Origin of the sequence: Streptomyces rectiverticillatus (assembly GCF_013394065.1) — a bacterium.
GTDB classification, from domain to species: Bacteria; Actinomycetota; Actinomycetes; order Streptomycetales; family Streptomycetaceae; genus Streptomyces; species Streptomyces rectiverticillatus.
Genome location: NZ_CP040752.1, coordinates 7,075,515 through 7,101,260, shown reverse-complemented (window position 1 = coordinate 7,101,260; position 25,746 = coordinate 7,075,515). Strand labels below are relative to the sequence as shown.

The following is a 25,746-nucleotide window of genomic DNA, read 5'->3' as shown; positions in this document are numbered from 1 at the left end:
GCTGGCATGGACGGAGTCGCCTGGGATCTGATGCCTCGCCGGAGGGAAGGGCTGTTTCATGCGGACGGCGCACATGCCGTCGCCTCATGTCACCCCGATGCGCCGCCGATAGTGCTCTCCCTCCCGCCGCGGGACATGCTGAGCAGATGACGACCGAAGACGCCGGGCCCCCGGCCACCGCCCCCCTCGCGGACGACACGCCACGCCCCAGGGGATGCGTCCTGCGCATTCCACCGACCTCCCAGGAGAAGGAGTACGGCAGCCCTGTCTGCTTCGCCGAGGTGATCGGCCAGCGCGTGGGCTTCTGGTATCAGAAGGTCGTCGGCAAAAACGCCGTCTGGCTGACCGACGGGGAGCAGTACGTCGACGGGGACGGAGAGAAACAGCGCACGGTCGTCCCGCCGTACAAGGACTTCTGGTGGAATCTGTGGCCACGCGTCGCCCGGACCCTGCCGGACGAGAAGGCCGCGGCCGCCTTCCTCCTCCAACAGAAGGCCCACATCGTCTTCTGGGACGAGCGGCTGAAGAACCACGCATACGTCTCGATCGACCCCCACAAACTGCGCTACCGCGGCGACGACCTCGATCGCAAGCCCCTGAGCGAACTGATCGGGAGAAGTGTGGCCGAAGGCCACCAGGAGGTGAGAGGACCCACGAGCATCTTCATGGTCGAGAAGGACGACGACAGCGACTGGGTCTTCCTGATCAGCAGGTTCTACATGAGAGGCGAACCGGGTCGGTATCTCGCCACGTGCCACAACACACGGACGAAACACAGAAAGGACTCGGACATCGGCCTGGCGGACACCACAGTCACCACGGCCTTCCGGGACGCTTCCGGAACCATCGTCGTACACACCCTGTCGGGCACGTACACGGGGACCGTCACCGGCAACGACAGCAGTGGTTACGAGCTCGCACTGACGAAAAGGCCCGCAGCATGACCACCGACGCGCCCACCGGCCTGGCAGAGTCGGGCCAGATGCTCCTCTGGGGCTGGAACGGGATCAATCTGATCGAGGGCTTCGACACGCTCACACCCGACAGCACCCCTCCCCCACAACTCCCGGCCCGGTGGACACAGCGGTACGACAACATCGTCAGGGGCACGCCGGTGGGCGGCCCCGCCTTCGACAACCGGTCCGGCCTGCTCTACCGAGTCGAAGGCGGGCTGGAACAGATCCTGTCGCTCATCGAGTACCGTCTGGACAGGCCGACCGGAACGTTGGCGCGAGCGGGGGAAATCAGCCGCCTCGGAGCCTTCACGCCCCGATGTGCAGCGACGTACTCCCGTGCCACCGACGCCCTTTGCGTGGCCAACGCCCTCATGGGGACGCGTGCAGAGCCCTTCAGGGACTACCGTGCACAACTGGGCACGCGCAAGGGGGTCACCCCTCTCGAGAAGAAGATCGGCGACGAACCGGTGTGGGCCTTCGACACCAGATACGACCCCGGTCCCCCCGCGGTGAACCACGTCTATGCGGCGACCGCCCGCAGCCTCGTCACCTTCAGGATCCAGCGCGAAGCGCCCTCTCTCGACCGGGAGCCGGCGGACGACACGGTGATCACGGAGTCGTACGAGCTCGGCGGCGGCTGCGCGGTGGGAGTGAGCCCACTGCACAGCCGGGTCTTCCTGGCTCGTGACACGGCCTCCGACACCAAGAGGACCTGGCCCGCCACGGACACCATCACCAGGCTCGTCTACACCGAGGAGATCGAGCCCCAGATCAAGTCCTTCCCCATTCCCTCTCCCTGGGTGGGGGTCGGATACATGGGATCACCCAGGTTCTGCTTCGTCCGCCGCGGCAGCGTGGAGTACGTCTGCTACCCCGTGTTCCAGACGGACAAGAATCGATACGGCGTTCTCTGCTTCGATACGACCGCAGACACCCTCTCCAGCAGCGATGTCATCCAAATCCCTCTGCTGACCGCCGGAGTGGGCGGCCGGCCGACCTACCCCGTCCTTCTCTCTCCGCACGTGGAACCCGGGCTCCTGTGTATCGCGGTCACCGGCGAGGACGCACCCGACCTCTGGGTCGGCACGGTGAGCCCGGCAACGCGCAAGGCCGTCGTGGCCAGGACAGCCATCTGGGGAGGAAGAGAGCAACCACTCTGGGTCAGCGGCGGTACATGGGTGGACGACTGACGCGATTGTCCCGTCTCATTGGATCTAGCTCTCGGTCAGTGCTCTGAGCAGGCATGACGCATTGTGCGGTGAGACGGATCGGGGCCGGTGTCTCAGTTCATCGTGCCCGCGAAGGTCATTTCGTGAGCTGTGCTGCTGTTCGTGCCATCTCGGCAGTGATGGCCCATCGCTCGTGGTCCCTCCACTCGCCGTTGATGTACTGGAAGGCAGCCGAGTAGCCCTCGCGCTGGAAGCCCAGGCGTTTGACGAGGTTCAGCGAGGAGGTGTTGTCCGGTTGGATGTTCGCCTCCAGCCGGTGCAGTTCCAGCGGGCCGAAGGCGAGCTGGACCACGAGCCTCAGCCCTTCGGTCATATAGCCACGGCCGGTCGTAGGGGCATAGGAGGTATAGCCCAGGGTTCCGCTCTGGAGGGTGCCCCTGACGATGTTGTTGATGTTGATGCCGCCGACGATCGTGCCGGTGTCGCGCCGGCAGATCACGAAGCCCTCATGGGTGGGCTGCTCGAACCGCTCAAGGTAGCTCTCGAACGCTTCCACTGTGTTCTCGCGGGCGCCCAGCCAGCGGCGAAGCATCTCGGCGCTCTCCTGGGCCAGCGCTGTGAGCTCGTCGTAGTCCTGGCGGCGGACGTGGCGTATGACCACCCGCGGCCCTCGCAGGAGGTAACTGGTGATTGCCATCCAGGGATCCTATGCGGCCTGTTCGTGCACGCGTCCGAGGGCTCGTGCACCCTCCATGTGAGAAAGAGGACAGGCCTCCTGCGGGCCGACCCTGACGCCCAGCCGGTCCAACTCAACCGCTCAAGGGCAAGCTCAAGGGCTCAGTCACGTTTGGGTGTGATGCCGTCCGCCGGTCTTGCCGCGGGCGCGGGCGGCGGCCAGGCCGTCGTTGGTGGCGGCGCGTACGAACTCGTGGTGCAGGGCGGCGAAGACGGACATCATGCTGAAGAAGTCGCGTCCTTCGAGGGTGTTGCTGTCGATGTCCTGCTCGACGGCATGGAGCCGGATGCCACGTTCTCGCAGGTCGGTACCGACGCCGTGGCGCAGACGGCCACTGTCCACCATCAGCCCGCGTCTGTCCCCCGGCAGGAGCGGACTCCCGACACCTCTCCCAGGGCCGGGGATATGCCGATCGCCGTCTACCGGCTCGAAGGCCCCCTCCTCTTCACCACCGCTCAACGCCTGCTCGACCACTGACGCCACCGGGCTCCTCGGCCTCAGCCAGACCATCGACACCCACCGCCGCCGCAGCGCCCACCTCCTGTTCTCCGGCCTTTCCCAGCCCCTGCACCGCCAGCTCGCCCCCCTCGTCGCTCCCGACACACTCCACCCACAACCGCGCCTTCACCTCGCTCACAGCGGCGACCGGCCGACTACGCGCATCGCCGTTATCGCCTCCGCCCTGGACCGCATCCGCGAGGAAAGCCAGACATGGGAGGCGATCAAGGCATCCGGCCGCCACAGCGACGGAAGCCCTCTGACAGCCGGCGGACTACCCGGCGCCGAAGCGGCGTTCGCCAACCTTTCCTGGTACGCGTTCCGCAACGTGCTACGCCATGCCGCGGCCGTGCTGGAGCGCTGTCGGCCTGCTGATCCCGTCGAGCCGCAGGACGCTGTCGCCCTCGACCGTCTCGCGGGCGCCCTGGCCCTCGGGGAGGAGGTCCTCCTGACCCCCGGCCCACCCCAACGCCCCGTGCGCCACGATCTGGCCGAGCGCCGCAGCCGGATCGCGCAGGCCGCCGCCACGCATTCACCCCAGCAGTCCCAGGCCCTTGGCGCCTCACCCCCGGGTATCCGGCCGATCCCGCCCCGGCCCACCTACGCCCCGGGCCGAGCAGGTGGGCATGAGCAGTGATCCGATCCGCATCACCCGCGGGCCCGGCGGTGAGGTCGAAGTCGACGGCGTCCTGGAGGAGTCCGCCGCCGCCATCCTATCCCGGGCCGGGTTCGACTCCTGGCCCACGTTGCGCGGCTCCTGGATCCGGTTGCCGTTCGACATGGGTCATTCCGGGGAGAACGAACACGCCAGCTGGGCCGCGGACATGCTCAGCGCCGGTCGGCGACCTTCCGGACCCCGAACCCATCGACCAGGCCTACCTCTCGCGGGCCTTCGGCTACGCCGAGGAAGCGCTCCCCGCATACCCCGTGTCGTAGATTGCGTCCCGCACGGTCCAGGTGGTCCACATCTTGACCTTGGTGGTCTCCGGCGGTCGGCCGCGGTCTGCGGCGGGGGCTACCGGGGCCGCCCCTTCGCCATATTCCGGTAGCCGGGGTGGACGCCGGGCGTGAGGCCCTGTTGGTTACGGCGGTCCTCGGTGCTGCGCCGCCGCTCGACGAGCCCCTTGCCGTCCAGGTGGTCGACCAGCGTCACGACCCGGCTGGGCACCACGCCCAGGTCCGCGGCGAGCGCCCGCCGGCTGAGGCCGGGACGGGTGGCGATCATGCGCAGCAGTCCGGCGTCCGGCGCAAGGTGAGACCGAGGGCGGCGTCGCCGGCAACTTCCTGGGTGGCGCGATGGTCGCCCGGCGCCCTCGCGTCGTCTTCGGCACCGCCGCCGCCCTGCTCGCGGCGGCCACCCTGCTCCTGCCCGTGGTGGGCGGCATCACCGCCGCCCTCATGGCCCTGGCCGCGTGGGCCCACTTCGCCCGGCACCTCACCTGGACGGGCGACGCCCGGTCCTGAGGGCCCACGGGCACGACGTCTCGGCTCCGGTTCCCGCAGGTGCGGACTTTTCACCGCACGAAAGTGCGCACCATGGAGTTTTTCATCGCCGGATGGCAAGGATTTGGAATACGTGCGGGGGGCTGAAAGGCTTATTGACATCATCCGCGAGGCGGCCGACGCTTGACGCCATGGCGTATTCCGTGCCGACCGGCATTCCCGTTCTGGACATCGATCCGTTCGCCGAGGAATTCCAGCGCGACCCCGACACGTTCCACGAGCGGCTTCGGGAAGCCGGCCCGGTGGTCTTCCTGGAGCCCTACCGCGTGTGGGCGGTGGCCCGGTACGCCGAGGTCCTCGAGGTGCTGCGGGACCACGAAAGGTTCTCTTCGGCCGCGGGGGTCGGGCTCGCCAACTTCCTGCACGAGGAGCCGTGGCGGACCCCGAGCCTGCTGGTGGAGGCGGATCCGCCGGCGCACGCCCGGCCCCGGCGGATCACCGCGCGCGCGATGTCGGCGCGGGCGATCGAGCGTATGCGGCCGGAGTTCGAGCGGCACGCCGAGGAGCTGGTGGCCGCGGTCGTGGCGCGCGGGCGGTTCGACGGGGTCACCGACGTGGCGCAGGCGTACCTGCTGCGGGCGTTCCCGGAGGCGTTCGGGCTGGCCCCGGGGGACGGGGAGAAGCTGCTCCGGTACGGGGACATGGCGTTCAACCTGTTCGGCCCGCGCAACCGGCTCGCCCAGGAGTCGCTGGCCGCGGGCATGCCGATGCACGAGTGGTTCGCCGAGCAGTGCAAGCGCGGTTCGCTGTCCGCCGACGGCTTCGGCGCGGCCGTCTACGCCGCCGTCGACCGCGGCGAGGCCACCGAGGACGAGGCGGGCCTATTGGTGCGCTCCCTGATATCGGCGGGCCTCGACTCCACCATTGACGCCATCTCCTGGACGCTGCATCTGCTCGCCAATTCACCGGCGGAATGGGCGGCGTTGCGCGACGATTCCGCACTGGCCCGTCCGGCCTTCGAGGAAGCCCTGCGGTACTACACCCCCATCCAGCATTTCTTCCGTACCACCACCCGCGAAGTGCGACTGGCCGGCACGGTGATACCGGCCGAGGAGAAGATCCTGTGCTTTCTCGGCGCCGCCAACCGCGACCCCCGCGAATGGGACGCCCCCGACCGCTTCGACATCCGGCGGCGGGCCGTGACCCATCTGGCCTTCGGGTCGGGCATCCACGCCTGCGTGGGCGCGGCGGTCGCCCGGCTCGAAGCGGAGTGCCTGCTCACCGCGCTGGCCCGGCAGGCCCGTACCCTCGAATCGGCCGGCCCGCCGCGCCCGCGCCGCCACAATATCCTCAGGTCCCTGGCCGGCCTGCCCCTGCAGGTCCGTGCCGCCACGCCGGCCCGGGTCACCGGCCGACGATGACGACCTCGTACTCGTCGGCGGTCGGATGGATGCCGGTGTCGGCCTTGGCGTTGATGACGGCCAGGCGGTCGCCGAAGGGGACGGCGGTCGTCGGGAAGTGGAAGGCGTCGTGCGTGATGACGTCCTCGACCGTCCCGGACGTCAGGTCGTCGTTCAGCCGGACCCGTGACACCTGGTTGATCCAGTTCTGCACGACCCACAGGTGCCGGCCTTCCAGCACGAGGCCGTCCGCCTTGGGTACGTCGACACCCTCGATCGTCCGGCTGGCGCCGGTCGCCGGGTCGACGGTGTAGAGCCTGCCGTTGGCCGTGTGCGAGACGATCAGCGGTGTTCCGGCGTCGGGTGCGACGATCCCGTTCAGGTTGAAGTCGCCGCTGATCTCGGCTGCCGGGCCGGTGACCGGCAAGGTGCTCGCCGGCCCGAGTTCCCCGGCCGGGCTGATCGGCACGAAGTACAGGACGGCGCTCGACGAGTCGCTGAAGTAGGCACCGTGCCGGTTGACGAAGACCTTGTTGACCAGCGTCGACGCCAGATCGCCGGTCTTGCCGAGCTGGTACGTGGCGACGGTCGCGCCGGTCTCGATGTCGTACACGTACGCCCAGCCGAGACCACCGCCGACGAACAGCCACCCGTGCCGGAGATCGGCCCACAGGCCCATGGCCAGCCGGCCGTCCGGGGCGTCGATGAACAGCTCGGCGGTTCCGCGCCCGAGGTCTCCCCGGAAGATGTCGCCGCGCCACAGGTCGCCGCAGTAGAAGGTGTGGCCCGCTCCCTTGGCGATCCCCTGGGCCGACGTGGCTCCGGGGAGCACGATGACGTCGGTGGCCGGCGCTCCGGCCTCGGTGCCGCCCGTCACCGGAACGTCCCGGCGATGGTCATCGGTAGCTTCAGAGCAGCCAGTCGCATCGGTACCTCCGGCTCGTTCCCCAGTGCCGCGAAGATCGGGTCGTTCCCGTCGTCCTGATGACCGCCGTACGGACAACGTTTGCGACAGCTGACGACTCGGACAAGCCCTGGGCGTGCGGCCGATGTACCGCACGAAAGTGCGCACCACGGCCCGCGCGTCGCGCCACACTTATGCATCTGCACGCGGAGCGGAGCCCTGCCTACGCTGGCTCCATGCCGACTCCCAGCCCATCACCCCCGACACGGGCCCAGGCCGCGACGATTGTGACGGAGGCGTCGAACGACCCCGGCTGGGGCATGTTCGTCTGGCTGGCCATGACCGTCGGCGCCGAGCCCGGCGAGTTGTGCGTCCTGCGCTGGGACGACGTCGACTTCACCACCGGTGTGCTCGTCGTCCGGTCGAGGGGCGACCAGGGACGCATCGTCCTCGACGCGGAGACGATCACTCTGCTGCGCTCCTACCTGGCCCACTGCGCCGCACAAGCCGCCATCCTCGGCATCGAGCGGCACCCCGGCGCCTACGTCTTCTCGCCGTCGCCGGACGGCCGGACCGCGCCGGAGCCCGACCCGGTCATGGAGCGCTATGCCCGGATGTGCGCGCGCCTCGGCTGGACCACGCACCTCGGCCTGCTGCCGCACTACTCCGCGGCCGAGCTCATCACGGCCGGTGTCGACGTGCGCGCCTTCAACTGGCGGTTGAAACGCGGGCTTTCGCGCATCCAGCGGCGGCCGAAGGCATGACGCGCGCCGAAGGGCCCGCGCTGACGCCGAAGAGACCACGTCGGCGTTGAAGAGCTCGCGTTGACGTTCGGAGCCGGGTCCCGACCGCCCCCGGTGGGCGGCCGGGACCCGGCCCGGGTCAGCTGGAGGGCTCGGACGGGCGGAGCCCTGCGGGGGCGTTGGAGGCGCCGGCCGTCTGCGGGTCCCGGGACCGTACGAAGATCAGCGCGGCCACCGCGGCGACGGCGGCGACGGCGGCGAACAACGTGTAGGCGCGGGTGAACCCGTCGACCGAGGGCGTGCTGGTGAGACCCGCGGCGGCGACGGTGGAGCCGACTCCGACCAGTACGGCGGAGCCGATCGGGTTGAAGGTGTAGACGATGGCCGACACCAGCCCGGCCTCGTGCTGGGCGACTCCGGCGAGGGCGGCGGTGGTCGCGGCGACGAACATCGAGCCGGCGCCCACCGCGAACAGGAAGGCGCCGGGCAGGGCTTGGGCGTAGACGCTGCCGTGCGCCGAAAGGCCGATGAGGAGGCCGTTGCCGACGGCGACCAGGGCCAGGCCGCCGAAGGCGACGGGGCGGGTGCCGATGCTGCCGACCAGGCGGCCGCCCACGGTCGCCCCGATCACGGTGGCCACGGCCACGGGGAGGAAGAACAGACCGGTCGCCAGTGCGCTGTAGTCGCGGAAGTGCTGGAGGTACTGCGACGTGATGAACAGGTCCCCGCCGGCCACCCCGGCCGCGGTGAGCATGAGGAACGCGCCGGTCGCGACCGGGCCGCGCGCCAGCACGCCCGCGCGCATCAGGGGATTCGGCACGACGCGTTCGACGAACGCGAACACCCCGTACAGGACGACGGCGGCCGCTATGGGCACCAGCGTGCCGGTATCCGCCCAGCCGTGGTTACCGGCGTTGATCATGCCGTAGATGAACGAGCCCGTGGCGGCGGTGGCGGTCACCGCGCCCAGCACGTCGACGCGCCGGTCGGCGCTCTGCGTCCGGCGCTCCGGCACCAGGGCCCTGATGGCGGCCAGCAGGCCCACGCCGATCGGGATGTTGATGAAGAAGACCCAGCGCCAGCCGGGGCCGCTCGTGAGCAGCCCGCCGGCGAGCAGTCCCACGGCGAAGCCGATGCCGCCGAGGGAGGACCACACGCCCAGCGCCTTGTTGCGTTCGGGGCCGTGGAACATGGCGGTGAGGGCCCGCAGCGCGGCCGGGGACAGCAACGCGGCCCCGACGCCCTGGCAGGCGCGGCCGGCGATCAGCATGTCCTCGCCCTGCGCCAGGCCGTTGGCCAGCGAGGCCAGGATGAAGACCACCAGGCCGGTCAGGACCATGGAACGCGCGCCGAAGATATCGGCGAGCCGGCCACCGAGCAGCAGCAGCCCGCCGAGGAACAGCACGTAGATGCTGACCGCCCAGGTGAAGGCCACGCGCCCCAGGCCCAGGTCGGTGCTGAGGGCGGGCAGGGCGACGTTGATCACGGTGGCGTCCAGCATCAGCATGAACTGCGCCATGCATATCACCGCGAGCGCTTTCCAGCGGCGCGGGTCCGCGGACTCCTCCGCCTCGTCCGTGTCACGCACCGGATCTTGAGGGTCGTGCATCACCGGCTCCTCACTCGAAAATCCGACGGCAACACCCAGGATTTCCCGGGGTGTTGCCCTGATGGCTCGTGCAGTACGGTTTGTCACGACCTACGTTGCGGGCACTCCCGGCTCGGATGTCACTGGGTGGCCAGCCATTCCTCCACGCCGCGCCGTTCGACGCCCAGGCCGAGGAGGACCTTCGCACCGACTCCGTGCTGCTCGGCGAGCACTCCGAGCAGGAGGTGTTCCGTGCCGACGTGCTCGTGGCCGAGTCGTTGCGCTTCCAGCAGGCTGAGTTCGACGGACCGCTTGCCCCGCGGGGTGTAGGGGATCTGCTCGGGCACGTTGTCCCTGCGCGGGCCGAGTACCTCGCCCATCGCCGTGCGCAACTGCTCCGGCGTCGTCTTCTCGAGCAGGTACTTCGCCGCCAGCCCTGCCGGCTGGCTCAGCAGGCCGAGGACGAGGTGCTCCGTGCCGAGGTAGTCGTGCCCGGCGGCGCGCGCTTCCTCCTGGCTCGCGGTGATGACCGCCCGTGCGCGGGGGGTGAACCGCTCGTAGGTCGCCGGGTCGAGCGTGCCCACGGCCAGCATGCCCGCGGTCGTGGGCTTGTGTACGAATCGCTTCTGGGCGGCCTGCCTGGTCACCCCCATGGTGCTGCCGATGTCGGCCCAGGTGAGGCCTTCCTTGCGCGCGGCGTCCACGAAGTATCCGACCAGCTGATCGGCGACGTCGCCGATCAGCTCGGACATGACGATCGCGTCGGAGAGGTGGACGAGCGCGTCGCCGTCCGGGTGAAGCCTGGTCACGCGATGGACCAGATCGCCGAGTGTCACTGGTTCGTCCATGAGGCAACCCTAGGTTGACAAGCGGGCGCTTGTCAACCTCAGGATGACAAGGCGTTCAGCCCTTCCTGCGCCGTTGCTCGACCATCCGGTCGAGCTCGTCGACACTGGCGGCGCTCTGGAGCTCCTCCTCGCTGATCTCCAGGCCGAGCTGCTCGGACAGGTAGACGGACAGCTCCACCACCGAGAGCGAGTCGATGCCCGCGTCCTCCAGGCTGGTTCCGGGACGCAGGGCCGCGTCGTCCAGCTGGAGGTCGACGGTCAGAATGCGCTTGAGATCCTCGTTCACCTTGGTTTCCCTCCCGGCCCCGTTACACGGAACCGCCACCGGCGACGATCAACGCGCCGCGCTGGTACCGGTCGCGGCAGGCACGGCGCTGCAGCTTGCCGCTCGACGTCTTCGGCAGGGTGCCGCGCCGCAGGAACACGACGTCGTGGACGGAGAGGTCATGGTGCGCCGCGACGGCGCGGCGCACCATGACCCGCAGTTCGCCGAAATCCGCGTTCGCGTCCGGCCGTGTCTCGGCGGCGATCACGACCTGCTCCTCCTCGCCGGTGTCGACCGAGAACGCGACGACGTTGCCGGGCCGCACCGCCGGAACCTCTTCCTCGACGGTCAGCTCGATGTCGGCCGGATGGTGGTTGCGTCCGTCGATGATGATGAGGTCCTTCCGCCGGCCCGCGATGAACAGCGACCGACAGTGGAAGAAGCCCAGATCTCCGGTGCGCAGCCAGCCTCCCTCTCCGCCGAGAACCACGTCGAAGACCTCGTCCGCGCGCTCGTCCTGCGCCCAGTAGCCCGCGCAGACGTTCTCGCCGCGCACCCAGATCTCCCCGACCTCCGCCGGTCCCGCCTGCTGCCCGGTCACCGGGTCCACGATCCGGACGTCCTGGTCCATGGGGGCCCCGCAGCCCACCATGGTGAGCCCTCGCGGGTCCCCGTCGTCGATCCGCCGGACCCGGCCGGCGTTCAGCTCGGCGCGATCGAAGGTGCAGACGAGCGGCTCCCGGTCCACGGGGACGGCGGTCACGATGAGCGTCGCTTCCGCCAGGCCGTAGACGGGGGTGTGGGCGGAAGGCCGGAAACCGTACGGTGCGAAGGCCTCGGTGAAGCGGGCCAGCGACCGCGCCCGCACGGGCTCGGCACCGTTGCCGGCGTAGACCAGCCGGGACAGGTCCAGTCCGGCGCGCTCCTCCGCGGGGACCCGGTCCACGCACGTGTCGAATCCGAAGTTGGGGCACAGCACGTGCGTCGCCGCGTGGTCGCTCAGCAGCCGCAGCCAGCGCCGCGGCTCCCTCACGAACGCGAGGGGCGTCATCTGGACGACCGGGAACCCGCGTGTCAGCGGCAGGATCACGGCGAACACGAGGCCCATGTCGTGGAAGAACGGACTCCAGCTCACCATCGTGGAGTGCTCGTCGAAGCGCAGCCGGGCGACGAGCTGGCTCGCTGCCGCGGCCATGTTCCGGTGAGTCACGCGGACGCCCGCGGGGTGCCTCGTCGAACCGGAGGTGTACTGGAGATAGGCCGTCGCCCCGGGCAGGGAATCCACTGGAGCCCACGGCGTGGCCGGGTCGGGCCCGGCTTCGTCGGGGCAGATGATCCGTACCGGTGCGGCCAGTGGAATCTTGGCCACCGTTTCGCGGGCCGACCGCGGTGTGATCGCCACCTCGCAACCGCAGTCGTCCATCGCGAGCGCTATCCGGTCGTTGTGGCGGTAGGAGGCCGGCGCGGACAGCGGTACGGCGATCACTCCGGAGTAGAGGCAGGCGACGAACCCGACGATGAAGTCCACGCCGGTCGGACAGAGGATCGCGGCCCGGTCCCCGGGGCTGGCGATCCGCCGGAGTCGCGTGCCCACGGCGTGGACCCGCGCGGCCAGTTCCCCGTAGGTCAGGTGCCGGGCCCGTCCTTGCGGCTCGGTGGAGTAGTCCATGAACGTCATCGCCGTCCGGCCGGGTCGGGCTTCGGCGCGACACCGGACGGCCGCGGGAATCCCGCCGGCCTGTGCGGTCCAGGTGGTTTCCGGGAGGGCACTCACTTCCGGCCGCCTCCAGTGGTGCGGGAGCGCCCGGTGTCGAGCATGCGGCCGGCGATGGTGCGCAGCAGGATGTTCGACGTTCCCTCGTAGATCTGGCCGATCATCGCGTCCCGGTAGAACTTCTCGACGGGATACGCGGTGCTGAACCCGTTGCCCCCGAAGGTCTGGACCGCCTGCGACGCCGCCCGCTCGGCCATCTGCGAGGCGAAGTACTTCGCCATTGCGCAACGCGAGAGGAGCTCGGGGACGCGGGCACCGCTGTCGGCGAGGCGCGCCGCGTCGTACACCAGCAGCCGCGCCGCCTCGATCTCCGTCGCCACCTGCGCGAGCGGGAGCTGCACGCCCTGGAAGGCGGCGATGGGCCGACCGAACTGCCGGCGCTGCCGGGCGTACTCGACGGCCGCATCGAGGGCGCCGGTGGCCAGCCCCGTCATCTGTGCACCGATGCCGATGCGGCCGATGTTCAGCGTGTCGATGGCGATGTCATAACCGTCCCCTTCCTCGCCCAGCATGTGGTCCCGCGGGACGCGCACGCCGTCGAACCGGACCTCGCAGGTGGAACTGGCCCGGATCCCGAGCTTCTCCTCGTTCGGTCCGACGGCCAGCCCGGGCGCGTCCCGCGGCACCAGGAAGGCCGAAATGCCGTACACGCCGTGCTCGGGCGAGGCGTTGGCGAACACGACGAAGACGCCGGCTTCCCGCGCGTTGGTGATCCAGATCTTCCGCCCGTCCAGCACGTAGTCGTCGCCGTCGCGGCGCGCCCGTGCCCGCAGGGCGAACGCGTCGCTGCCGGACTCGGGTTCCGTGAGCGCGTAGGCACCGACGAGGTCGCGCGCCAGCCGCGGCAGGTACCGCTCCTGCTGCGCGGGACTGCCCCAGCGGATGAGCGCGGTGTTGACCAGGACGTTCTGCACGTCGACACAGACCGCCACCGCTGGATCGACCCTGGCGAGCTCGGCGATGGCCAGGGCGCTCATGAAGACCGAACCGCCTCCGCCGTCGTGGCGGTCCGGGATCTGGATGCCCATCAGCCCGAGGGCGAACAGCTCGTCCACCAGGTCGCGCGGCATGAGGGCGTCGCGGTCCATCTGCGCCACCCGTGGCCGGAGCTTCTCGTCCGCCCACCTGCGGACGGTATCCAGCAGCGCTTCCTCTTCTTCCAGGAGCCCGGCGCGCCGGATCCTGCCGGACGAAGCTTCCATGACATGCCCCTCATTGGAATGCGGACAGGCCCAGGACGGACCGGGCCACCACCAGCTTGTGTATTTCGGTCGTTCCCTCTGCGATCGTCAGTGCCCGGGCGTCCCGGAAGTAGCGTTCGAGCGGGTAGTCCGGTGACAGGCCGTTGGCGCCGTGCACCTGGATCGCGTCCGACGTCACCCGCACCGCCATCTCGGTCGCGTACGCCTTGGCCATCGAGGCCTCGCGGTCCGAGCGCCGGTCCTCCTGGATCGAGGTCAGGGCGCGGTGGATGAGCAGGCGCGAGGCGTCGATCTCGGCGGCCATGGTGTAGATCTTGTCCTGAATGAGCTGGAACTCCCCGATGAGGCGGCCGAACTGACGCCGCCTCCTGGCGTAGGCCACCGATGCCTCCAGAGCCGCCCGGGCGATGCCGAGGGAGACGACCGCCATCCGGCAGCGCGCCCACTGCAGCGTCCTGAAGACGAGCTGCATGTTCTTGAACGAGCCCGCCGGACCCAGGCAGTTCTCCCGCGGGACGCGGCAGTCCTCGAAGACCATCTCGGACGTCACGAACGCCGTGAGCCCGAGCTTGGGCAGATCTCTGGTCCGGTAGGGGGACCGTTCGCGCTCGACGATGACCGGTCTGATCTCCTCCTGCCCGTTCTCCGCGACGACCCGGCACAGGACGATCGCGTAGTCCGATATGTCACCGTTCGAGATCCAGCGCTTGCACCCGTTGACGACGTACTCGTCGCCGCGCGGAACCGCCCGGGTCTCCATCGCCGCGTTGTTCGACCCGTGGTCCGGCTCGGTGGACGCCAGGCAGCCGACCTTCCGGCCGTCCAGCAGGCCCGGTACCGCCCGTTCCCGCAGGCCCGGCGGGCCCGCCGCCGCGATGTAACGGGCGCAGGCGTACGAGACCATCAGGCAGCCCTCCAGCGAGGGGAACACCCGGGCCAGCTCCTCGCTCGCCAGGGCGCCGGCCACTTCGTCCGGCGCGCCGTCCGCCATCGGATAGCCGTGCCCGCGCAGCGTCTTCACGATCTCCGGCAGCCTGTCGAGCGGCAGGTGATCGTCCGTGTAGCGGTCGCCGAGCGGTCTGACGTCCGCTTCCAAGCCTGCGCGCAGGGAAGCCAGATGGTCGTCCGGCGCCGTCGCCGGTCCCGTGTTCGTCCTCACGAGCCCTCTTTCCGGCCGTCGCCGAGGCGCTTGATCCGGGCGGTCAGGGCCTCGGCGAACAGGCCTGGTGACGAGTCGAGGAAGAAGTGGCCGCCCGGCAGGGTGGTGGCCGAGAAGCCGCCCGTGGTGTGCTCGCGCCAGGCCTCCAGGGCGGGGCGCGGCACGGTCCAGTCCTCGCTGCCGCCGAACGCCGCGACCGGGCAGCCGAGCGGGCGCCCCGGCTTGTGGTCGTAGGTCTCGTCGAGGCCGAGGTCCGCGCGCACCACGGGCAGCATCACGTCGACGAGTTCCTCGTTGTCGAGCAGGTCGTTGTGCCGGCCGGCCAGGCGGTGGAGCCCTTCGATCAGCCCGGCCCGGGACAGCTGGTGCAGCGGGGGACGGGCCGACCGCAGGTGCGGGGCCCTGGCCGCGGCGACGAACAGGGCCTCCGGCCCGGGCAGGCCCCGCCGGGCGAGCTCGTGCGCGGTCTCGAAGCCGATCAGCGCCCCGACGCTGTACCCGAGCAGCACGAACGGCCGGCGGATCCAGTCGGTGATGACGTCCGTGACCTGTCCGACGAGCGGCCCGAGGCGGGTCATCGGCGCCTCGGCGAGCCGGCGGCCGTGGCCCGGCAACTCGACGGCGCACACCTCGACATCGCCGGGGAGTTCCGCCGCCAGCCCTCTGAAGACCGACGCCCGGCCGCCGGAGTAGGGCAGGCAGACGAGTCGCAGGCTCGCGTCCGGGTTCGGACGCGAGCACTGGATCCATTTCCGGCGGTCGGTCCGGCTCGCGACCCGGGCCCGCCGGCCCGGATTGCGAGCCTGATCCCGCTCCTGTGGCTCCTGCATCGGACGGCTAGGACGCCGGCCCGGCGGTCCGCGCGCCGCCCGCGCCGAACCGCTCCACGAAGCGGGTGATCGACTCCTCGGGAATCATCACGCCGTCACACTGCGGGGGCCCGCCCACGTAGCCGTTCTTGCGCAGGACCTCGACGTGCCGGTAGGCCACGTCCGGCTGGGACGGCCCCGTCACCGGCCCTATGCCCTCCTGCGCGACGAGCACGTTGGACAGCACGGAGCTGGTGATCTGCGTCGTGCTGAAGGCGTCCGGGGTGTTCGCCGCGAACCAGTCGACGCCCTCTTCGCCGGCCAACTCGTACATCAGCGGCGGCCAGCCGAACACCTTCTGCATCGGCGTGGCGCACTCGATCACGTCGCCCTGGCCGAACAGCAGGTCGCCCTTCTCCTCGATCCTGGCCAGCGCGACGTCCCGGTCGTAGCACGGCGGAATCGAGTCGTCGACCAGCATCGTGCCGGGCCTGAGCCGGGCCACGTCCACGATGTCCGGCGCGTTGGTGTCCGCGCTGATCACCGTCGCCTCGTAGAACTCCTCCGGCAGGCTGGACGTCCCCCCGATGATCTGGATCTCACCGGTGTAGCCGATCACGTTGCGCACCTCGTCGGCGGCCTTCCTGAGCCGGCCGGTGAGCCCCGCCGCGGGGCCCCTGGGGCTGTCGCTCGTCGCGGCGTAGGGGTCGCACAGGATGAGCTTGCGCGGGTGCGGCAGGTGCGTCAGCAGCAGGTGCATGGACGCCCTGCCCACGGAACCGACCCCGAGGATGCCCAGCACCTCGTTCTCCATGCGGCGCCCGGTCATCTGCAGCATGTTCTCCACGTTCAGCAGCACCGACGCGGACGTGGTGTCGTGGCCGCTGGTGACCGGAGGGAGATCTGTGCGGTCCTTGACGGCGGCCGCGACGCCGCGGCCGTAGTCCGTGGCGGAGACCAGCAGCCCGCTGAGGGAGATGTTCCGCGCCCCGAGGCGGGCCCCCATCTCGACCCCGCTGACGATCGTCTCGACCAGCCTGTCCCGGTGCAGGTACAGTTCCGCCGTGTCGAGGCGCGGAACCATGATCGTGGCGATGCGTCCCAGGTTGGTCTCGATGATGCCGCACAGATGGGGAAGGTCCAGGGCCATGAGCCGGCCCGCGACGTCACCGGGGTCGATGCCCGCCCGCTCGAACAGGCCCGCCGGCGTGGCCAGCACGCCCACACCGTCCACCCGCGGGATCCGGCCGGCCGAGTACAGCGTCAGCAGATCGCGCCGCTCGGTGCGGACGCTGCCCGGTTTCACCTCACCACTTCCCGTCGCACCGCTCGCTTTCCCGTCCGCCGCCGGGCCTTCGCCGCCGCTGTCCCCGCCGCCGAGCGCCGCCGAGAGCTCGGCGATGGTGGGGTGGGCGAACAGGAAGCGCACGCCGAGCTGCTTGCCGACCGTGTCGGAGATCTTCGACACGAGGTTCACGGCCTGCAGGGAGTCCTCGCTGAGCTCGAAGAAGCTGTCGTGGACGCCCACTTCTTTCAGCCCCAGCACGTCGCACCAGTGCTGGGCCAGCTGTTCCTCCAGCGGCGTGCGCGGCGCGACCGGTCCGCGGGCGGCGTCGGGTTCGGGGATGCCGGGGCCCGCCAGGGCGTCACGGTCGATCTTGCCGTTGGCCGTGAGCGGCAGCTTGTCGCGCACGATCACCGTCTTGGGAACCATGTACTCGGGCAGCTTGTCGCGGACGAACGTCCGCAGCTCGCCCGTCCCGGGCGGCTCCTCGCCGGCCGCGACCACGTACGCCACGAGCCGCTTGCCGCCGCCCCCGTCGTCCACGGCCAGGACGACCGCCTCGCGCACCGCCCGGTGCTCTCGGATGGTGCTCTCGATCTCGCCGAGTTCGATCCGGTAGCCGCCGATCTTCACTTGGAAGTCCTCCCTGCCCAGTATGTCGATGCTGCCGTCGGGAAGACGGCGGCCGATGTCACCGGTCCGGTACAGGCGCTCGCCGGTCCGCGGATGGGTGATGAACGCCTCGCTCGTCGTCTCCTCGTCCTGCCAGTAGCCGTCGGCCACACCCGTGCCGCCGATGTACAGACCGCCCGGCACCCAGAGCGGCCGCGTGTCGAGTTCGCGGTCGAGGACGTGGATCTGCTGGTTGGCCAGCGGCTTGCCGTACGGGATGCTCGTCCGGGCCGGGTCCACCTCGTGGATCTCGTGCATGATCGACCAGATCGAGGCCTCGGTCGCGCCGCCCAGGCTGATCACCCGCACGCCGGGCACCAGCCGCCGCAGACGGTCGGGAAGGGTGACGGGAATCCAGTCGCCGCTGAGCAGGGCCACCCGGAGCGACGCGGGGACGTCCATCCGGACGCCCTCGGCGTACTGGACCAGCAGGCCCATGAAACCGGGCACGGAGTTCCACACTGTGACGCGCCCCTGCCGCATCATGTCGATCCAGTGGGCGGGGTCCCGCAGCCCGGAGTCGTCGGGCAGCACGAGCCGCCCGCCGGCCGCGAGCGTCCCGAACACGTCGTAGACCGAGAGGTCGAAGCTCAGCGAGGACAGGCCGAACACGCCGTCCTCGGGGCCGATCCCGAACCGCCGGTTGACGTCGGCGATCGTGTTGAGCGCGCTCCGGTGCGAGATCATCACGCCCTTCGGCACGCCCGTCGACCCGGAGGTGTAGATCACGTACGCCAGGTCGTCCTCGCGCTGGACCGGATCGAGCGGTTCTTCGGAGACGTCTTCGAGGAGCTGGGTGTCGACGCGCAGCCGCCGGGTGTTCGCGGGCCATTCGACGCGCTTGTCGACGCCCTCCTGCGTGAGCACGATCCCGACCCCGGCGGCCTTGAGGATGCTGTGCAGCCGCTCGCGCGGCAGCGACGCGTCGAGCGGCAGGTACGCCGCCCCCGATTTGAGCACGCCGAGCACGGCCGGCACCTGCGCCCAGCCCTTGTCCATCACCACGCCCACCAGCGCGTTGGGCCGGGCACCCCGGTCGCGCAACCAGCGCCCGAGACGGGTGGCGTGCCGGTCGAGCTCCCCGTAGGTGATCGTTCCGGTCGTCGACACGACCGCCGGCCGGTCCGGTCGCTCCGCCGCGCGTGCCACGAACGGGTCGTGCAGGAGCCCCTCGGGGACCGGCGCGGCCGTGGAGTTCGCCTCGGACTCCCGCACCCGGTGGGCCTCGGGCACGATGTGCCGGCGGTCGCGCTCCTCCCAGCTGCCCGGCACCTCGGCGAGCCGGCGCACGTGCCGCACGAAGGCGTCCAGCATGTCCTCGGCGAGCCCGGGCGGGAACACCGAGTCCAGGACGTCCCAGGTGAACTCGAGCCCGCCCTTGCGGACGGCGCTGCGCACCTCCAGGTACACCTGCGGGGTCTGGCTGACGGTGTAGCCGAGCTCGCCGAGCCCCGAAATGTCGACGCTGCTCATCTCGACGCTGTTGAACACGACGTACGTGTTGCGGCGCGGAGTCCCGCCGTACGCCTTCGCCAGCTCGCGCATCACCTGGACCCCGCTGACGTAGCGGCAGTGCTCCAGGTCCTCGATGAGCTGCCGCTGCAGGCGCCGGGCGCGTTCGAGGAACGTCGCCCCGGCGGACGCCGTCACGCGGAGGTGGTTCGGCAGGGCGAAGCTGCCGACGATCCCGCCGACGTCCTCGTGCACCGGCAACCGGTCCCAGAACGGCGCGTTGATGCTGAACTCCTCGGTCTTGCTCCAGAGTGCGGCGACGTCGCAGAAGGCGGTCAGCAGCGCGGCGCCCGGCATCAGGCCGGACTCCTGCACCCGTGACTTGAACCGCACCCAGGAACCGGGCTCGAGTATCCGCGCGGTCAGCGCCTTCGACACCATGGGTCCGTCGGCGCGCGCGACCTGGATCGGCAGTTCGGGCGGCGGGGGAAGCGTCGGCAGCCGCCGCCGCCAGTAGTCGAGCGCCCGCTCGTGGACGGGCGTGCCCTTCAGAGCCGTCTTGGCGACGACGTAGTCCCGGGTCGTCAGCTCGACCGGCGGCAGCTCCTCGCCGCTGTTGAGCAGCGAGAGCTCCCGCCAGATCTGCATCAGGCTCAGCGAGTCTGCGATGAGGAGGCTGGAGCCGAGGTGGAGGCGCGTGCGGTCGCCGTCCAGCAGCGTCGCGCGCATCCGGAACAGCGGCCAGGTGTCCCGGGCGAACATCTCCCGCGGCATCTCCAGGCGGAACTCCTCCAGCCGTGCCGTCACCTCGTCGGCCGGCCGGCCGCGCAGGTCGAGCACCTCGACCTCGTACTCCGGCACTTCCGGCAGGATCCGGTTCCGCCCGTCCGGAAGCACGACGGCGCGCAGCATGGCATGCCGCCGGATCAGGTGCCGCCAGGCGGCCACGAACCGGTCCATGTCGAGCGCGACCGTGTCGACCTCGATGTAGCCGTTGCCCGCGAGGTTGCCGATCTCGAACGCGTCGCGTCCCCCGGCCCAGATCGCCTGCTGCATGTCCGTGAGCGGGAACGGCTCGTGCAGCTTCCCGGGCGCCGGGACGACCTTCGGGATGGTCCACCCCGACGCGCGCTCGCGGAGCGTCGCGAGGATCTCGTCCTTGTGTTCCCGCAGCGCCGTCCGCAGCTTCTCCGTGAGGACGTTCTTGGGGGCGCGAACGCGCAGTTCGTCCCCGTCGGCCCAGAGGCTCACACCCCGTCGTGAGAGGTCCGCAAGCAACTCCTGCACGGTTCCCATTGCCCTGCCTCCAGGTGACGTCAGAGAATCTCGAACTCTTCCCAGGACCCGGCTTCCGCGCCGTCTTCCCGTGGTGGTGGCGCGGCGCCGGCCGTGGTGCCGGCGAGCATCCGCGCGGCAAGCTGCCGCACGCTGGCGCCTTCGAGCGCGGCGGCCAGCGGCATCGATATGCCGAGCTCCACCTCGACCTGGTTCTTCATGCCGACCGCGACCAGGGAATCCAGGCCGACGTCGGTGAGCGGCATGTCGGCGTCGAGCTGCTCCGGCTTCATGTCGAGGGCTCGCGCGATCGCGCGGTGCAGGTACGACTCGAACAGCTCCTGACGCTCCGCCGGATCGGCGGCGAGCAGATCACCGGCGGTGAGGGTGCGCGCTCCGTCGGCCGCCGGCGCCGGCCCGGCGCCGGCCACGAGCTCGGACGTCAGCCGGGATTCCGCCGTTGCCGCCGCCCAGCGCTGCCAGTCGACCAGTGCCACGGCGACCTGCGCCGCCTCGATGCCGAACAGCAGCGGCAGCCAGCGGGTGCCACCGGCCGGCGCGATGCCCTTGACTCCGGCGCGCTCGACGAACCGGCCGACGCCCTCGGGCCGCACCGACAGCCCCGTGTCCTCCCACGGTCCCCAGGCGATGCTCAGCGCCGGCCGGCCCTGCGAGGCCCGCAGCGAGGCCAGCGCGTCGAGGAAGGTGTTGGCCGCCGCGTAGTTCCCCTGCCCCGGCGACCCGAGGACCCCGGCGAGCGAGGAGAACATCACGAAGAAGTCCAGCGGCAGGCCGGCCGTCAGGCGGTGCAGGTTCCACGCCCCGGCGACCTTGGGTTCGAGGACGGCCAGCAGACGCGCCGGGTCGAGGGTGCCGAGGGTGGCGTCGTCGAGGACACCGGCCGCGTGCACGACGCCCCGGACGGGCGGCATGGACGCCGCCGCGTCGGCGAGGACCCGTGCGAGGGCCGGCTCATCGCTGACGTCGGCACGCACCACGCGGACCTCGGCGCCCGCACCGCGCAGCGCCCGCAGTTCCTGGCCTGCGGTGTCATCGGCATCCCTGCGGCCGATGAGTACGAGATGGCGCGCGCCCTGGTCGGCGAGCCATCGGCCCACGAGCAGTCCCAGTGCGCCGAGGCCGCCGGTGATGACGTACGTCGCGTCCTGGCGTACGGCATCGGCGGGCGCGGTGCGCGGCGATGCCCGGCGGCCCAGCCGCGCCGTATGACGCACTCCGCCCCGGACGGCCACCTGCGTCTCCGCGTCGTCGGCCCGCAGCTCGTCGGCGATCCACCGCGCGGCCGCCGGGCCCTGGGAAGGATCGAGGTCCACCAGCGTGGGCCGCAGCTCGGGGTGCTCGACCGCGGCCACCCTGCCGAGCCCCCAGACGGGCGCGTGAGCGACCGACACCGGGGACGGCGAGCCGTCGACGGCGTGGACGCCGCTGGTCATGAGCCAAAGACGCGTTGTCGCATCCGCCGGTGCGGCTGCTGCGAGCGCGTGGATCAGGTGCAGCACGTGGACGACGCCCCGCTGTTGTGCGGCGCGGAGCGCGGCCGGCCGGAGACCGGCGGGGTCCTCACCGTTCCCGGTCGCGGCATCGAGGCTCCAGAGGTGCGCCACCCCTTTCAGCGAACCCAGCCTTTCCCGCGCCGCGTCCACCGCTCGGCGCACCTCGTCGCCGTGCCCGGGGCGGATCACGAGCCGGTCGGGATCCGAGTCGTCATAGCCGTCTCCGGCCGTCACCAGGACGGCCCGCTCGCCGTCCTCGGTGAGACGCGCCGCCACCGCCGCCCCCACACCGCCTCCGTCGGCGAAGAACAGCCAGCCGCCGCCGGACCGGTCCGGTCGCCGGGGGACGCCACGCTCCTGGCGTTGCCAGCGCACTTCGTAGAGCGCGCGGTCGAGCGTCGTCGACGCGGGCAGCCACGCGTCACCGTCGAGCTGCCTGAGGTGGACGCCCTCCAGGACGGCGACGCTCGTTCCTTCGTCGTCGGCCAGCACGACGTCCCCGACCACGCCGGCCGGAAGGCCTTCGCGGCCCGGAGTGGCTTCGCCGCCCGAGACGGCTTCGCCTCCCGGAGCGGCTTTGTTCCCCGAGCGGATGCGGGCATGGGCCCAGAGGCGGTCCTGCTTGCCCACCCCCGCCGGCCGCGCGATCATCCGGTCGATCGCGAGCGGGACGAAGAGGCGCCGCTCGTCGACCCCGTCATCGCCGGGTAAGGCGGCGGCCAGGGCCTGAAGGGCGGCATCGAGGAACACCGGATGGATGCCGTAGGCGCCGGTCTCGGACGCCACCCCGGCCGGCGCGGCAACAGAGGCGAGCATCTCCCGGTCACCCCGCCACAGCTGGTCGACCGCCCGGAACGCCGGGCCGTAGCCGAGCCCCCGCAGTCCCAGGGACTCGTAGAAGCCGGCCGGCGCGACCGGGTCCGGGCAGCGCTTGCGGACGGCATCCAGGTCCAGTACCGGAAGATCCGCCGCGGCCGGCGCCTCGGGCACGATGGTGCCGGTCATGTGCAGCGTCCACTCCGGCTGGCGGCCGCTGTCGTCCGCTGGACGGGCATACGCGCGGACGCTCGCACCACCCTCCGCGGCGGACACCCGCAGCTGGACCGTGGCCGTGCCGGCGTCGTCCAGCGCGAGCATGCGCGGGAACTCGACCCCCGTGAGCACACCGGAACTCGCGCCGGACACCTGTGCCGCTGCCGCCCGCGCCATCTCCAGCCAGGCGGCGCCGGGAAGCACGGCGACGCCCTGGACCCGGTGGTCGTCGAGGACGGGCTGCGCCGCCACGTTCACGGCGCTCTCCCAGAGATGGCTCCCCGCCGCGCCGGCGAGCTGCAGGTGGTGCCCGAGCAGGGGATGGCCGCCGGCCGAGCCGGGGAGGTGCGGCAGCGCACCCGTCGAGGGCAGCCAGCTGCGCTCGCGCTGCCAGGGGTAGCCCGGCAGCCGCACCGGGCGCCGGGGCTCGGGGTGCAACGCGGTCCAGTCCGGCTCGAAACCGGTGGCGTACAGCGCGCCGAGCGACGCCAGCATGACGTCACGCGGCGATGCGTCGCGGCGCAGCGACGGCAGGAGCGTGGTCTCCCGGCCCCGGGCCCGGGCGCTCTGCGCGATCGCGGGGAGCAGCCCGGGGTGCGGCGACAGCTCGACGAACACGTCGTGGCCGTCGTCGAGGAGTCCGTCGACCGCCGCGGCGAAGAGCACGGGGGTCCGGATGTTCTCGGCCCAGTACCCGCCGTCGAGGGCGCGGCCGTCGCCGGTACCGCCCGTCACCGTCGAATACATCGGCAGCCGCGGCGACATCGGCTTCAGGCCGGACAGCGCGCCGGCGAGGTCGTCCATGAGGGGTTCCATCTGCGGGCTGTGCGACGCGAAGTCGACCGACTGCAGGATCCGGCAGAAGACCCCTCGCTCCTGCAGTCCGGCCGTGACCTCCTCGACGACGTCCGCGTCGCCGGAAATCACCGTCGACGTCGGGGCGTTGACCGCCGCCACCGATACGCGGCTTTCCAGGCCGCGCAGCTCGTCGCGGACGGCGTCAGCGGGGAGTTCGACGACGGCCATCCGTCCCCGGCCCGAGACGGTGCGGATCACCCGGCCGCGCCGGCAGATCACGGCCACGGCGTCCTTCAGGCTGAGCGCGCCCGACAGGTGCGCCGCCGCGACCTCGCCCATGCTGTGGCCGACCACGGCGTCCGGCACGATGCCGCGCGATCGCCACACGTTCGCCAGCGCGACCTGGACGGCGAACAACGCCGGCTGGCAGAAGTCGGGCTCGTCGAGGCGGGACGCCTCCTGACCGGCCCAGAGCTGCCCGATCAGCGACCAGCCGGCCTCGTCCCGCACCAGGCGGTCGCACTCCTCCAGCGTGGCGAGCAGCGCCGGCTCCTCGCGCAGCGCCGGGTCGAGCGGCCACCAGACCGGTCCCTGTCCCGAGCAGACGAAGGCCAGCCGGCGGCCGCGGCGCCGGGCCGCGTCGCCCGAGACCGTGCCGGGGCCGGGGTCGCCGGCGAGGAAGGCCCGGAGCTGCTCCGCGGCACCGGCGCGGGAGCCGGCGACGACCGCCAGGCGGTGGCGGTGGTGCGAGCGGCGGGTACTGGCGGTATGGGCCATGTCGGCGAAGGCGGGACGGGCATCGTCCTCGCCCGTGAGCACGTCCAGGTGCCGTTCCGCTGTCCGCCGCAGCGATTCGGGGCTCCGGGCCGAGAGGGGGAGCAGTACGGTGCCGTCCGTGTGCGGATGGCCGCTGCCGCCGTGGGAACGGACGGGCGGCGCCTCCTCGAGCACGATGTGGGCGCCGGTCCCGCCGAAGCCGAACGAACTGACACCCGCCCGGACCGGCCCCTCGCGCTCCGGCCACGGCTCGCGGCCACGCGCGACCCGCAGCCGCAGTGCCGCGAAGTCGATCTGCGGATTGGGGTTCTCGACGTGCAGGCTGGCGGGGATCTGACGGTGCTCGACCATCAGGACCGTCTTGATCACGCCCGCGATCCCGGCGGCGGCCTCCAGGTGGCCGATGTTCGACTTCACCGATCCGATGACGCACGGGCGCTCCGGCGGGCGGTCGCCCACGACGCTCCCCAGGGCCCGGGCCTCCATCATGTCGCCGAGGAGCGTCCCCGTGCCGTGCGCCTCGACGTAGTCGATGTCGCTCGGCGCGACGCCGCTGTGCCGGTGCGCGGCGCGCAGCAGGTCCTCCTGGGACCGGCCGTTCGGCGCCATCAGCCCGTTGGTGCGCCCGTCCTGCCCGACCGCGCCGCCGCGGATCACCGCCCGGATCGCGTCGTGGTCGGCCAGCGCGCGCTCCAGCGGCTTGAGCACCACGATGCCCGCGCCCTCGCCGCGGACGTAGCCGTCGGCGGAGGCGTCGAACGTCTTGCAGCGGCCGTCCGGGGCCATGACGCCGGCCTTGGTGAAGTTGATCGCGAAGGCCGGCGACAGGATCAGGTTCACGCCGCCGGCGAGCGCGAGCTGCGACTGCCCGCTCCACAGACTCTGGCACGCGGTGTGCAGGGCCACCAGGGAGGACGAGCAGGCCGTGTCGACGGCGAGGCTCGGGCCGCGCAGGTCGAGCACGTACGAGATGCGGTTGGCCGCCACGCTGAGGGCGACGCCCGTTCCCCAGTACGCGTCGATGCCGTCCAGCCGGGGCGCCTGCAGCAGGGCGTAGTCGTAGCTGCTGATGCCGATGAAGACGCCGGTGTCGGTGCCGGCGAGCGCCGTGGACACCTGGCCGGCGTCTTCGAGAGCCTCCCAGGCGACCTCCAGCAGCAGCCGCTGCTGCGGGTCGACGGCGCTCGCCTCGCGCGGTGAGATGCCGAAGAACTCGCGGTCGAAGCGGTCGACCCCGTCCAGAAAGCCGCCCCAGCGCGTGATCATCTTTCCCGGGGCGGCGGGGTCGGGGTCGTAGAGTTCGCCGGCGTTCCAGCGATCGGGCGGCACTTCGCTGATCGCATCCACCCCGTCGAGCAGAAGCTGCCAGAACTCGTCAGGGTTGCCGGCACGGGGAAACCGGCACCCCATGCCGATGATCGCGATGGGCTCCATGCGACACGCACTC

19 protein-coding genes are annotated in these 25,746 nt (G+C 71.2%); 5 read left to right on the top strand and 14 right to left on the bottom strand.

The genetic code is table 11. The annotated features are described in order from the left end of the window. Positions 1 to 146: 146 nt before the first annotated feature. Both FGW37_RS30720 and FGW37_RS30715 read left to right on the top strand, forming a co-directional pair. Positions 147 to 944, top strand: a complete 798-nt coding sequence (locus tag FGW37_RS30720) for a hypothetical protein (protein WP_179084053.1) — start codon at positions 147 to 149, stop codon at positions 942 to 944. Beyond that, positions 941 to 2,146: a hypothetical protein gene (locus tag FGW37_RS30715; protein ID WP_179084052.1), complete on the top strand. Its 1,206-nt coding sequence runs from the start codon at positions 941 to 943 to the stop codon at positions 2,144 to 2,146. Before FGW37_RS30720 ends, FGW37_RS30715 begins: the two co-directional genes overlap by 4 nt. A gap of 115 nt (positions 2,147 to 2,261) precedes the next feature. Here FGW37_RS30715 and FGW37_RS30710 read toward each other — a convergent pair whose 3' ends face one another. The 4 genes from FGW37_RS30710 to FGW37_RS30695 all read right to left on the bottom strand — a co-directional run bounded on the left by FGW37_RS30710 (position 2,262) and on the right by FGW37_RS30695 (position 4,590). Continuing rightward, positions 2,262 to 2,822: a GNAT family N-acetyltransferase gene (locus FGW37_RS30710; RefSeq protein ID WP_179084051.1), complete on the bottom strand. Its 561-nt coding sequence runs from the start codon at positions 2,820 to 2,822 to the stop codon at positions 2,262 to 2,264. Between the two features lie 144 nt (positions 2,823 to 2,966). Then, the gene (locus tag FGW37_RS33605; RefSeq protein ID WP_246430651.1) at positions 2,967 to 3,206 is read right to left on the bottom strand and encodes a recombinase family protein; all 240 of its coding nucleotides are present in this window, start codon (positions 3,204 to 3,206) and stop codon (positions 2,967 to 2,969) included. A gap of 484 nt (positions 3,207 to 3,690) precedes the next feature. Then, the gene (locus FGW37_RS30700) at positions 3,691 to 3,891 is read right to left on the bottom strand and encodes a hypothetical protein (RefSeq protein ID WP_179084049.1); all 201 of its coding nucleotides are present in this window, start codon (positions 3,889 to 3,891) and stop codon (positions 3,691 to 3,693) included. Between the two features lie 483 nt (positions 3,892 to 4,374). Beyond that, positions 4,375 to 4,590 carry a MarR family transcriptional regulator gene (locus tag FGW37_RS30695; RefSeq protein ID WP_425506670.1) on the bottom strand — a complete coding sequence of 72 codons (216 nt, stop codon included), beginning with the start codon at positions 4,588 to 4,590 and terminating at the stop codon, positions 4,375 to 4,377. A 65-nt stretch (positions 4,591 to 4,655) separates the two neighbouring features. On the opposite strand from FGW37_RS30695, the gene FGW37_RS30690 reads away from it, so the two are divergent. Both FGW37_RS30690 and FGW37_RS30685 read left to right on the top strand, forming a co-directional pair. Then, positions 4,656 to 4,823 (top strand): hypothetical protein, encoded by a 168-nt coding sequence (locus FGW37_RS30690; protein ID WP_425506621.1) that lies wholly within the window; start codon positions 4,656 to 4,658, stop codon positions 4,821 to 4,823. 170 nt (positions 4,824 to 4,993) lie between these two features. Beyond that, positions 4,994 to 6,223 (top strand): cytochrome P450, encoded by a 1,230-nt coding sequence (locus FGW37_RS30685; RefSeq protein WP_179084047.1) that lies wholly within the window; start codon positions 4,994 to 4,996, stop codon positions 6,221 to 6,223. Here the strand turns inward: FGW37_RS30685 and FGW37_RS30680 are convergent. Then, positions 6,207 to 7,079 carry an SMP-30/gluconolactonase/LRE family protein gene (locus FGW37_RS30680; protein WP_179084046.1) on the bottom strand — a complete coding sequence of 291 codons (873 nt, stop codon included), beginning with the start codon at positions 7,077 to 7,079 and terminating at the stop codon, positions 6,207 to 6,209. The two genes, FGW37_RS30685 and FGW37_RS30680, sit on opposite strands and share 17 nt — an antisense overlap. A gap of 263 nt (positions 7,080 to 7,342) precedes the next feature. Here FGW37_RS30680 and FGW37_RS30675 point away from each other — a divergent pair, with 263 nt between their 5' ends. Continuing rightward, positions 7,343 to 7,870 (top strand): site-specific integrase, encoded by a 528-nt coding sequence (locus tag FGW37_RS30675; RefSeq protein WP_179084045.1) that lies wholly within the window; start codon positions 7,343 to 7,345, stop codon positions 7,868 to 7,870. A gap of 118 nt (positions 7,871 to 7,988) precedes the next feature. On the opposite strand, the gene FGW37_RS30670 is transcribed toward FGW37_RS30675, so the two are convergent. The 9 genes from FGW37_RS30670 to FGW37_RS30630 all read right to left on the bottom strand — a co-directional run bounded on the left by FGW37_RS30670 (position 7,989) and on the right by FGW37_RS30630 (position 25,733). Next, positions 7,989 to 9,458 carry an MFS transporter gene (locus FGW37_RS30670; protein ID WP_179084044.1) on the bottom strand — a complete coding sequence of 490 codons (1,470 nt, stop codon included), beginning with the start codon at positions 9,456 to 9,458 and terminating at the stop codon, positions 7,989 to 7,991. A 119-nt stretch (positions 9,459 to 9,577) separates the two neighbouring features. Then, a complete protein-coding gene (locus FGW37_RS30665) occupies positions 9,578 to 10,285 on the bottom strand; it encodes a Clp protease N-terminal domain-containing protein (protein WP_179084043.1) in 708 nt (235 codons plus the stop codon). A 55-nt stretch (positions 10,286 to 10,340) separates the two neighbouring features. Beyond that, entirely contained in the window at positions 10,341 to 10,571 is a 231-nt protein-coding gene (locus FGW37_RS30660) for an acyl carrier protein (protein ID WP_179084042.1), read from the bottom strand. A 22-nt stretch (positions 10,572 to 10,593) separates the two neighbouring features. Then, entirely contained in the window at positions 10,594 to 12,324 is a 1,731-nt protein-coding gene (locus tag FGW37_RS30655; protein WP_281394909.1) for a fatty acyl-AMP ligase, read from the bottom strand. Further along, complete coding sequence (locus tag FGW37_RS30650; RefSeq protein WP_179084040.1) at positions 12,321 to 13,526, bottom strand: acyl-CoA dehydrogenase family protein; 1,206 nt, start codon at positions 13,524 to 13,526, stop codon at positions 12,321 to 12,323. Before FGW37_RS30650 ends, FGW37_RS30655 begins: the two co-directional genes overlap by 4 nt. A gap of 10 nt (positions 13,527 to 13,536) precedes the next feature. Further along, a complete protein-coding gene (locus FGW37_RS30645) occupies positions 13,537 to 14,685 on the bottom strand; it encodes an acyl-CoA dehydrogenase family protein (protein ID WP_179084039.1) in 1,149 nt (382 codons plus the stop codon). After that, complete coding sequence (locus tag FGW37_RS30640; protein WP_179084038.1) at positions 14,682 to 15,515, bottom strand: thioesterase II family protein; 834 nt, start codon at positions 15,513 to 15,515, stop codon at positions 14,682 to 14,684. Before FGW37_RS30640 ends, FGW37_RS30645 begins: the two co-directional genes overlap by 4 nt. Positions 15,516 to 15,522: 7 nt before the next feature. After that, complete coding sequence (locus FGW37_RS30635) at positions 15,523 to 20,199, bottom strand: non-ribosomal peptide synthetase (protein WP_179084037.1); 4,677 nt, start codon at positions 20,197 to 20,199, stop codon at positions 15,523 to 15,525. Positions 20,200 to 20,219: 20 nt separating this feature from the next. Further along, a complete protein-coding gene (locus tag FGW37_RS30630; protein ID WP_179084036.1) occupies positions 20,220 to 25,733 on the bottom strand; it encodes a type I polyketide synthase in 5,514 nt (1,837 codons plus the stop codon). Positions 25,734 to 25,746: the final 13 nt, after the last annotated feature.

Bases quoted from the DNA above. Each gene is read 5' to 3' on its own strand.
- FGW37_RS30685 (WP_179084047.1), top strand. From the start codon at position 4,994: ATGGCGTATTCCGTGCCGACCGGCATTCCCGTTCTGGACATCGATCCG.
- FGW37_RS33605 (WP_246430651.1), bottom strand. From the start codon at position 3,206: ATGGTGGACAGTGGCCGTCTGCGCCACGGCGTCGGTACCGACCTGCGA.
- FGW37_RS30640 (WP_179084038.1), bottom strand. From the start codon at position 15,515: ATGCAGGAGCCACAGGAGCGGGATCAGGCTCGCAATCCGGGCCGGCGG.
- FGW37_RS30630 (WP_179084036.1), bottom strand. From the start codon at position 25,733: ATGGAGCCCATCGCGATCATCGGCATGGGGTGCCGGTTTCCCCGTGCC.
- FGW37_RS30690 (WP_425506621.1), top strand. From the start codon at position 4,656: ATGGTCGCCCGGCGCCCTCGCGTCGTCTTCGGCACCGCCGCCGCCCTG.
- FGW37_RS30670 (WP_179084044.1), bottom strand. From the start codon at position 9,458: ATGCACGACCCTCAAGATCCGGTGCGTGACACGGACGAGGCGGAGGAG.
- FGW37_RS30710 (WP_179084051.1), bottom strand. From the start codon at position 2,822: ATGGCAATCACCAGTTACCTCCTGCGAGGGCCGCGGGTGGTCATACGC.
- FGW37_RS30715 (WP_179084052.1), top strand. From the start codon at position 941: ATGACCACCGACGCGCCCACCGGCCTGGCAGAGTCGGGCCAGATGCTC.
- FGW37_RS30720 (WP_179084053.1), top strand. From the start codon at position 147: ATGACGACCGAAGACGCCGGGCCCCCGGCCACCGCCCCCCTCGCGGAC.
- FGW37_RS30635 (WP_179084037.1), bottom strand. From the start codon at position 20,199: ATGGGAACCGTGCAGGAGTTGCTTGCGGACCTCTCACGACGGGGTGTG.
- FGW37_RS30650 (WP_179084040.1), bottom strand. From the start codon at position 13,526: ATGGAAGCTTCGTCCGGCAGGATCCGGCGCGCCGGGCTCCTGGAAGAA.
- FGW37_RS30665 (WP_179084043.1), bottom strand. From the start codon at position 10,285: ATGGACGAACCAGTGACACTCGGCGATCTGGTCCATCGCGTGACCAGG.
- FGW37_RS30675 (WP_179084045.1), top strand. From the start codon at position 7,343: ATGCCGACTCCCAGCCCATCACCCCCGACACGGGCCCAGGCCGCGACG.
- FGW37_RS30700 (WP_179084049.1), bottom strand. From the start codon at position 3,891: ATGCGTGGCGGCGGCCTGCGCGATCCGGCTGCGGCGCTCGGCCAGATC.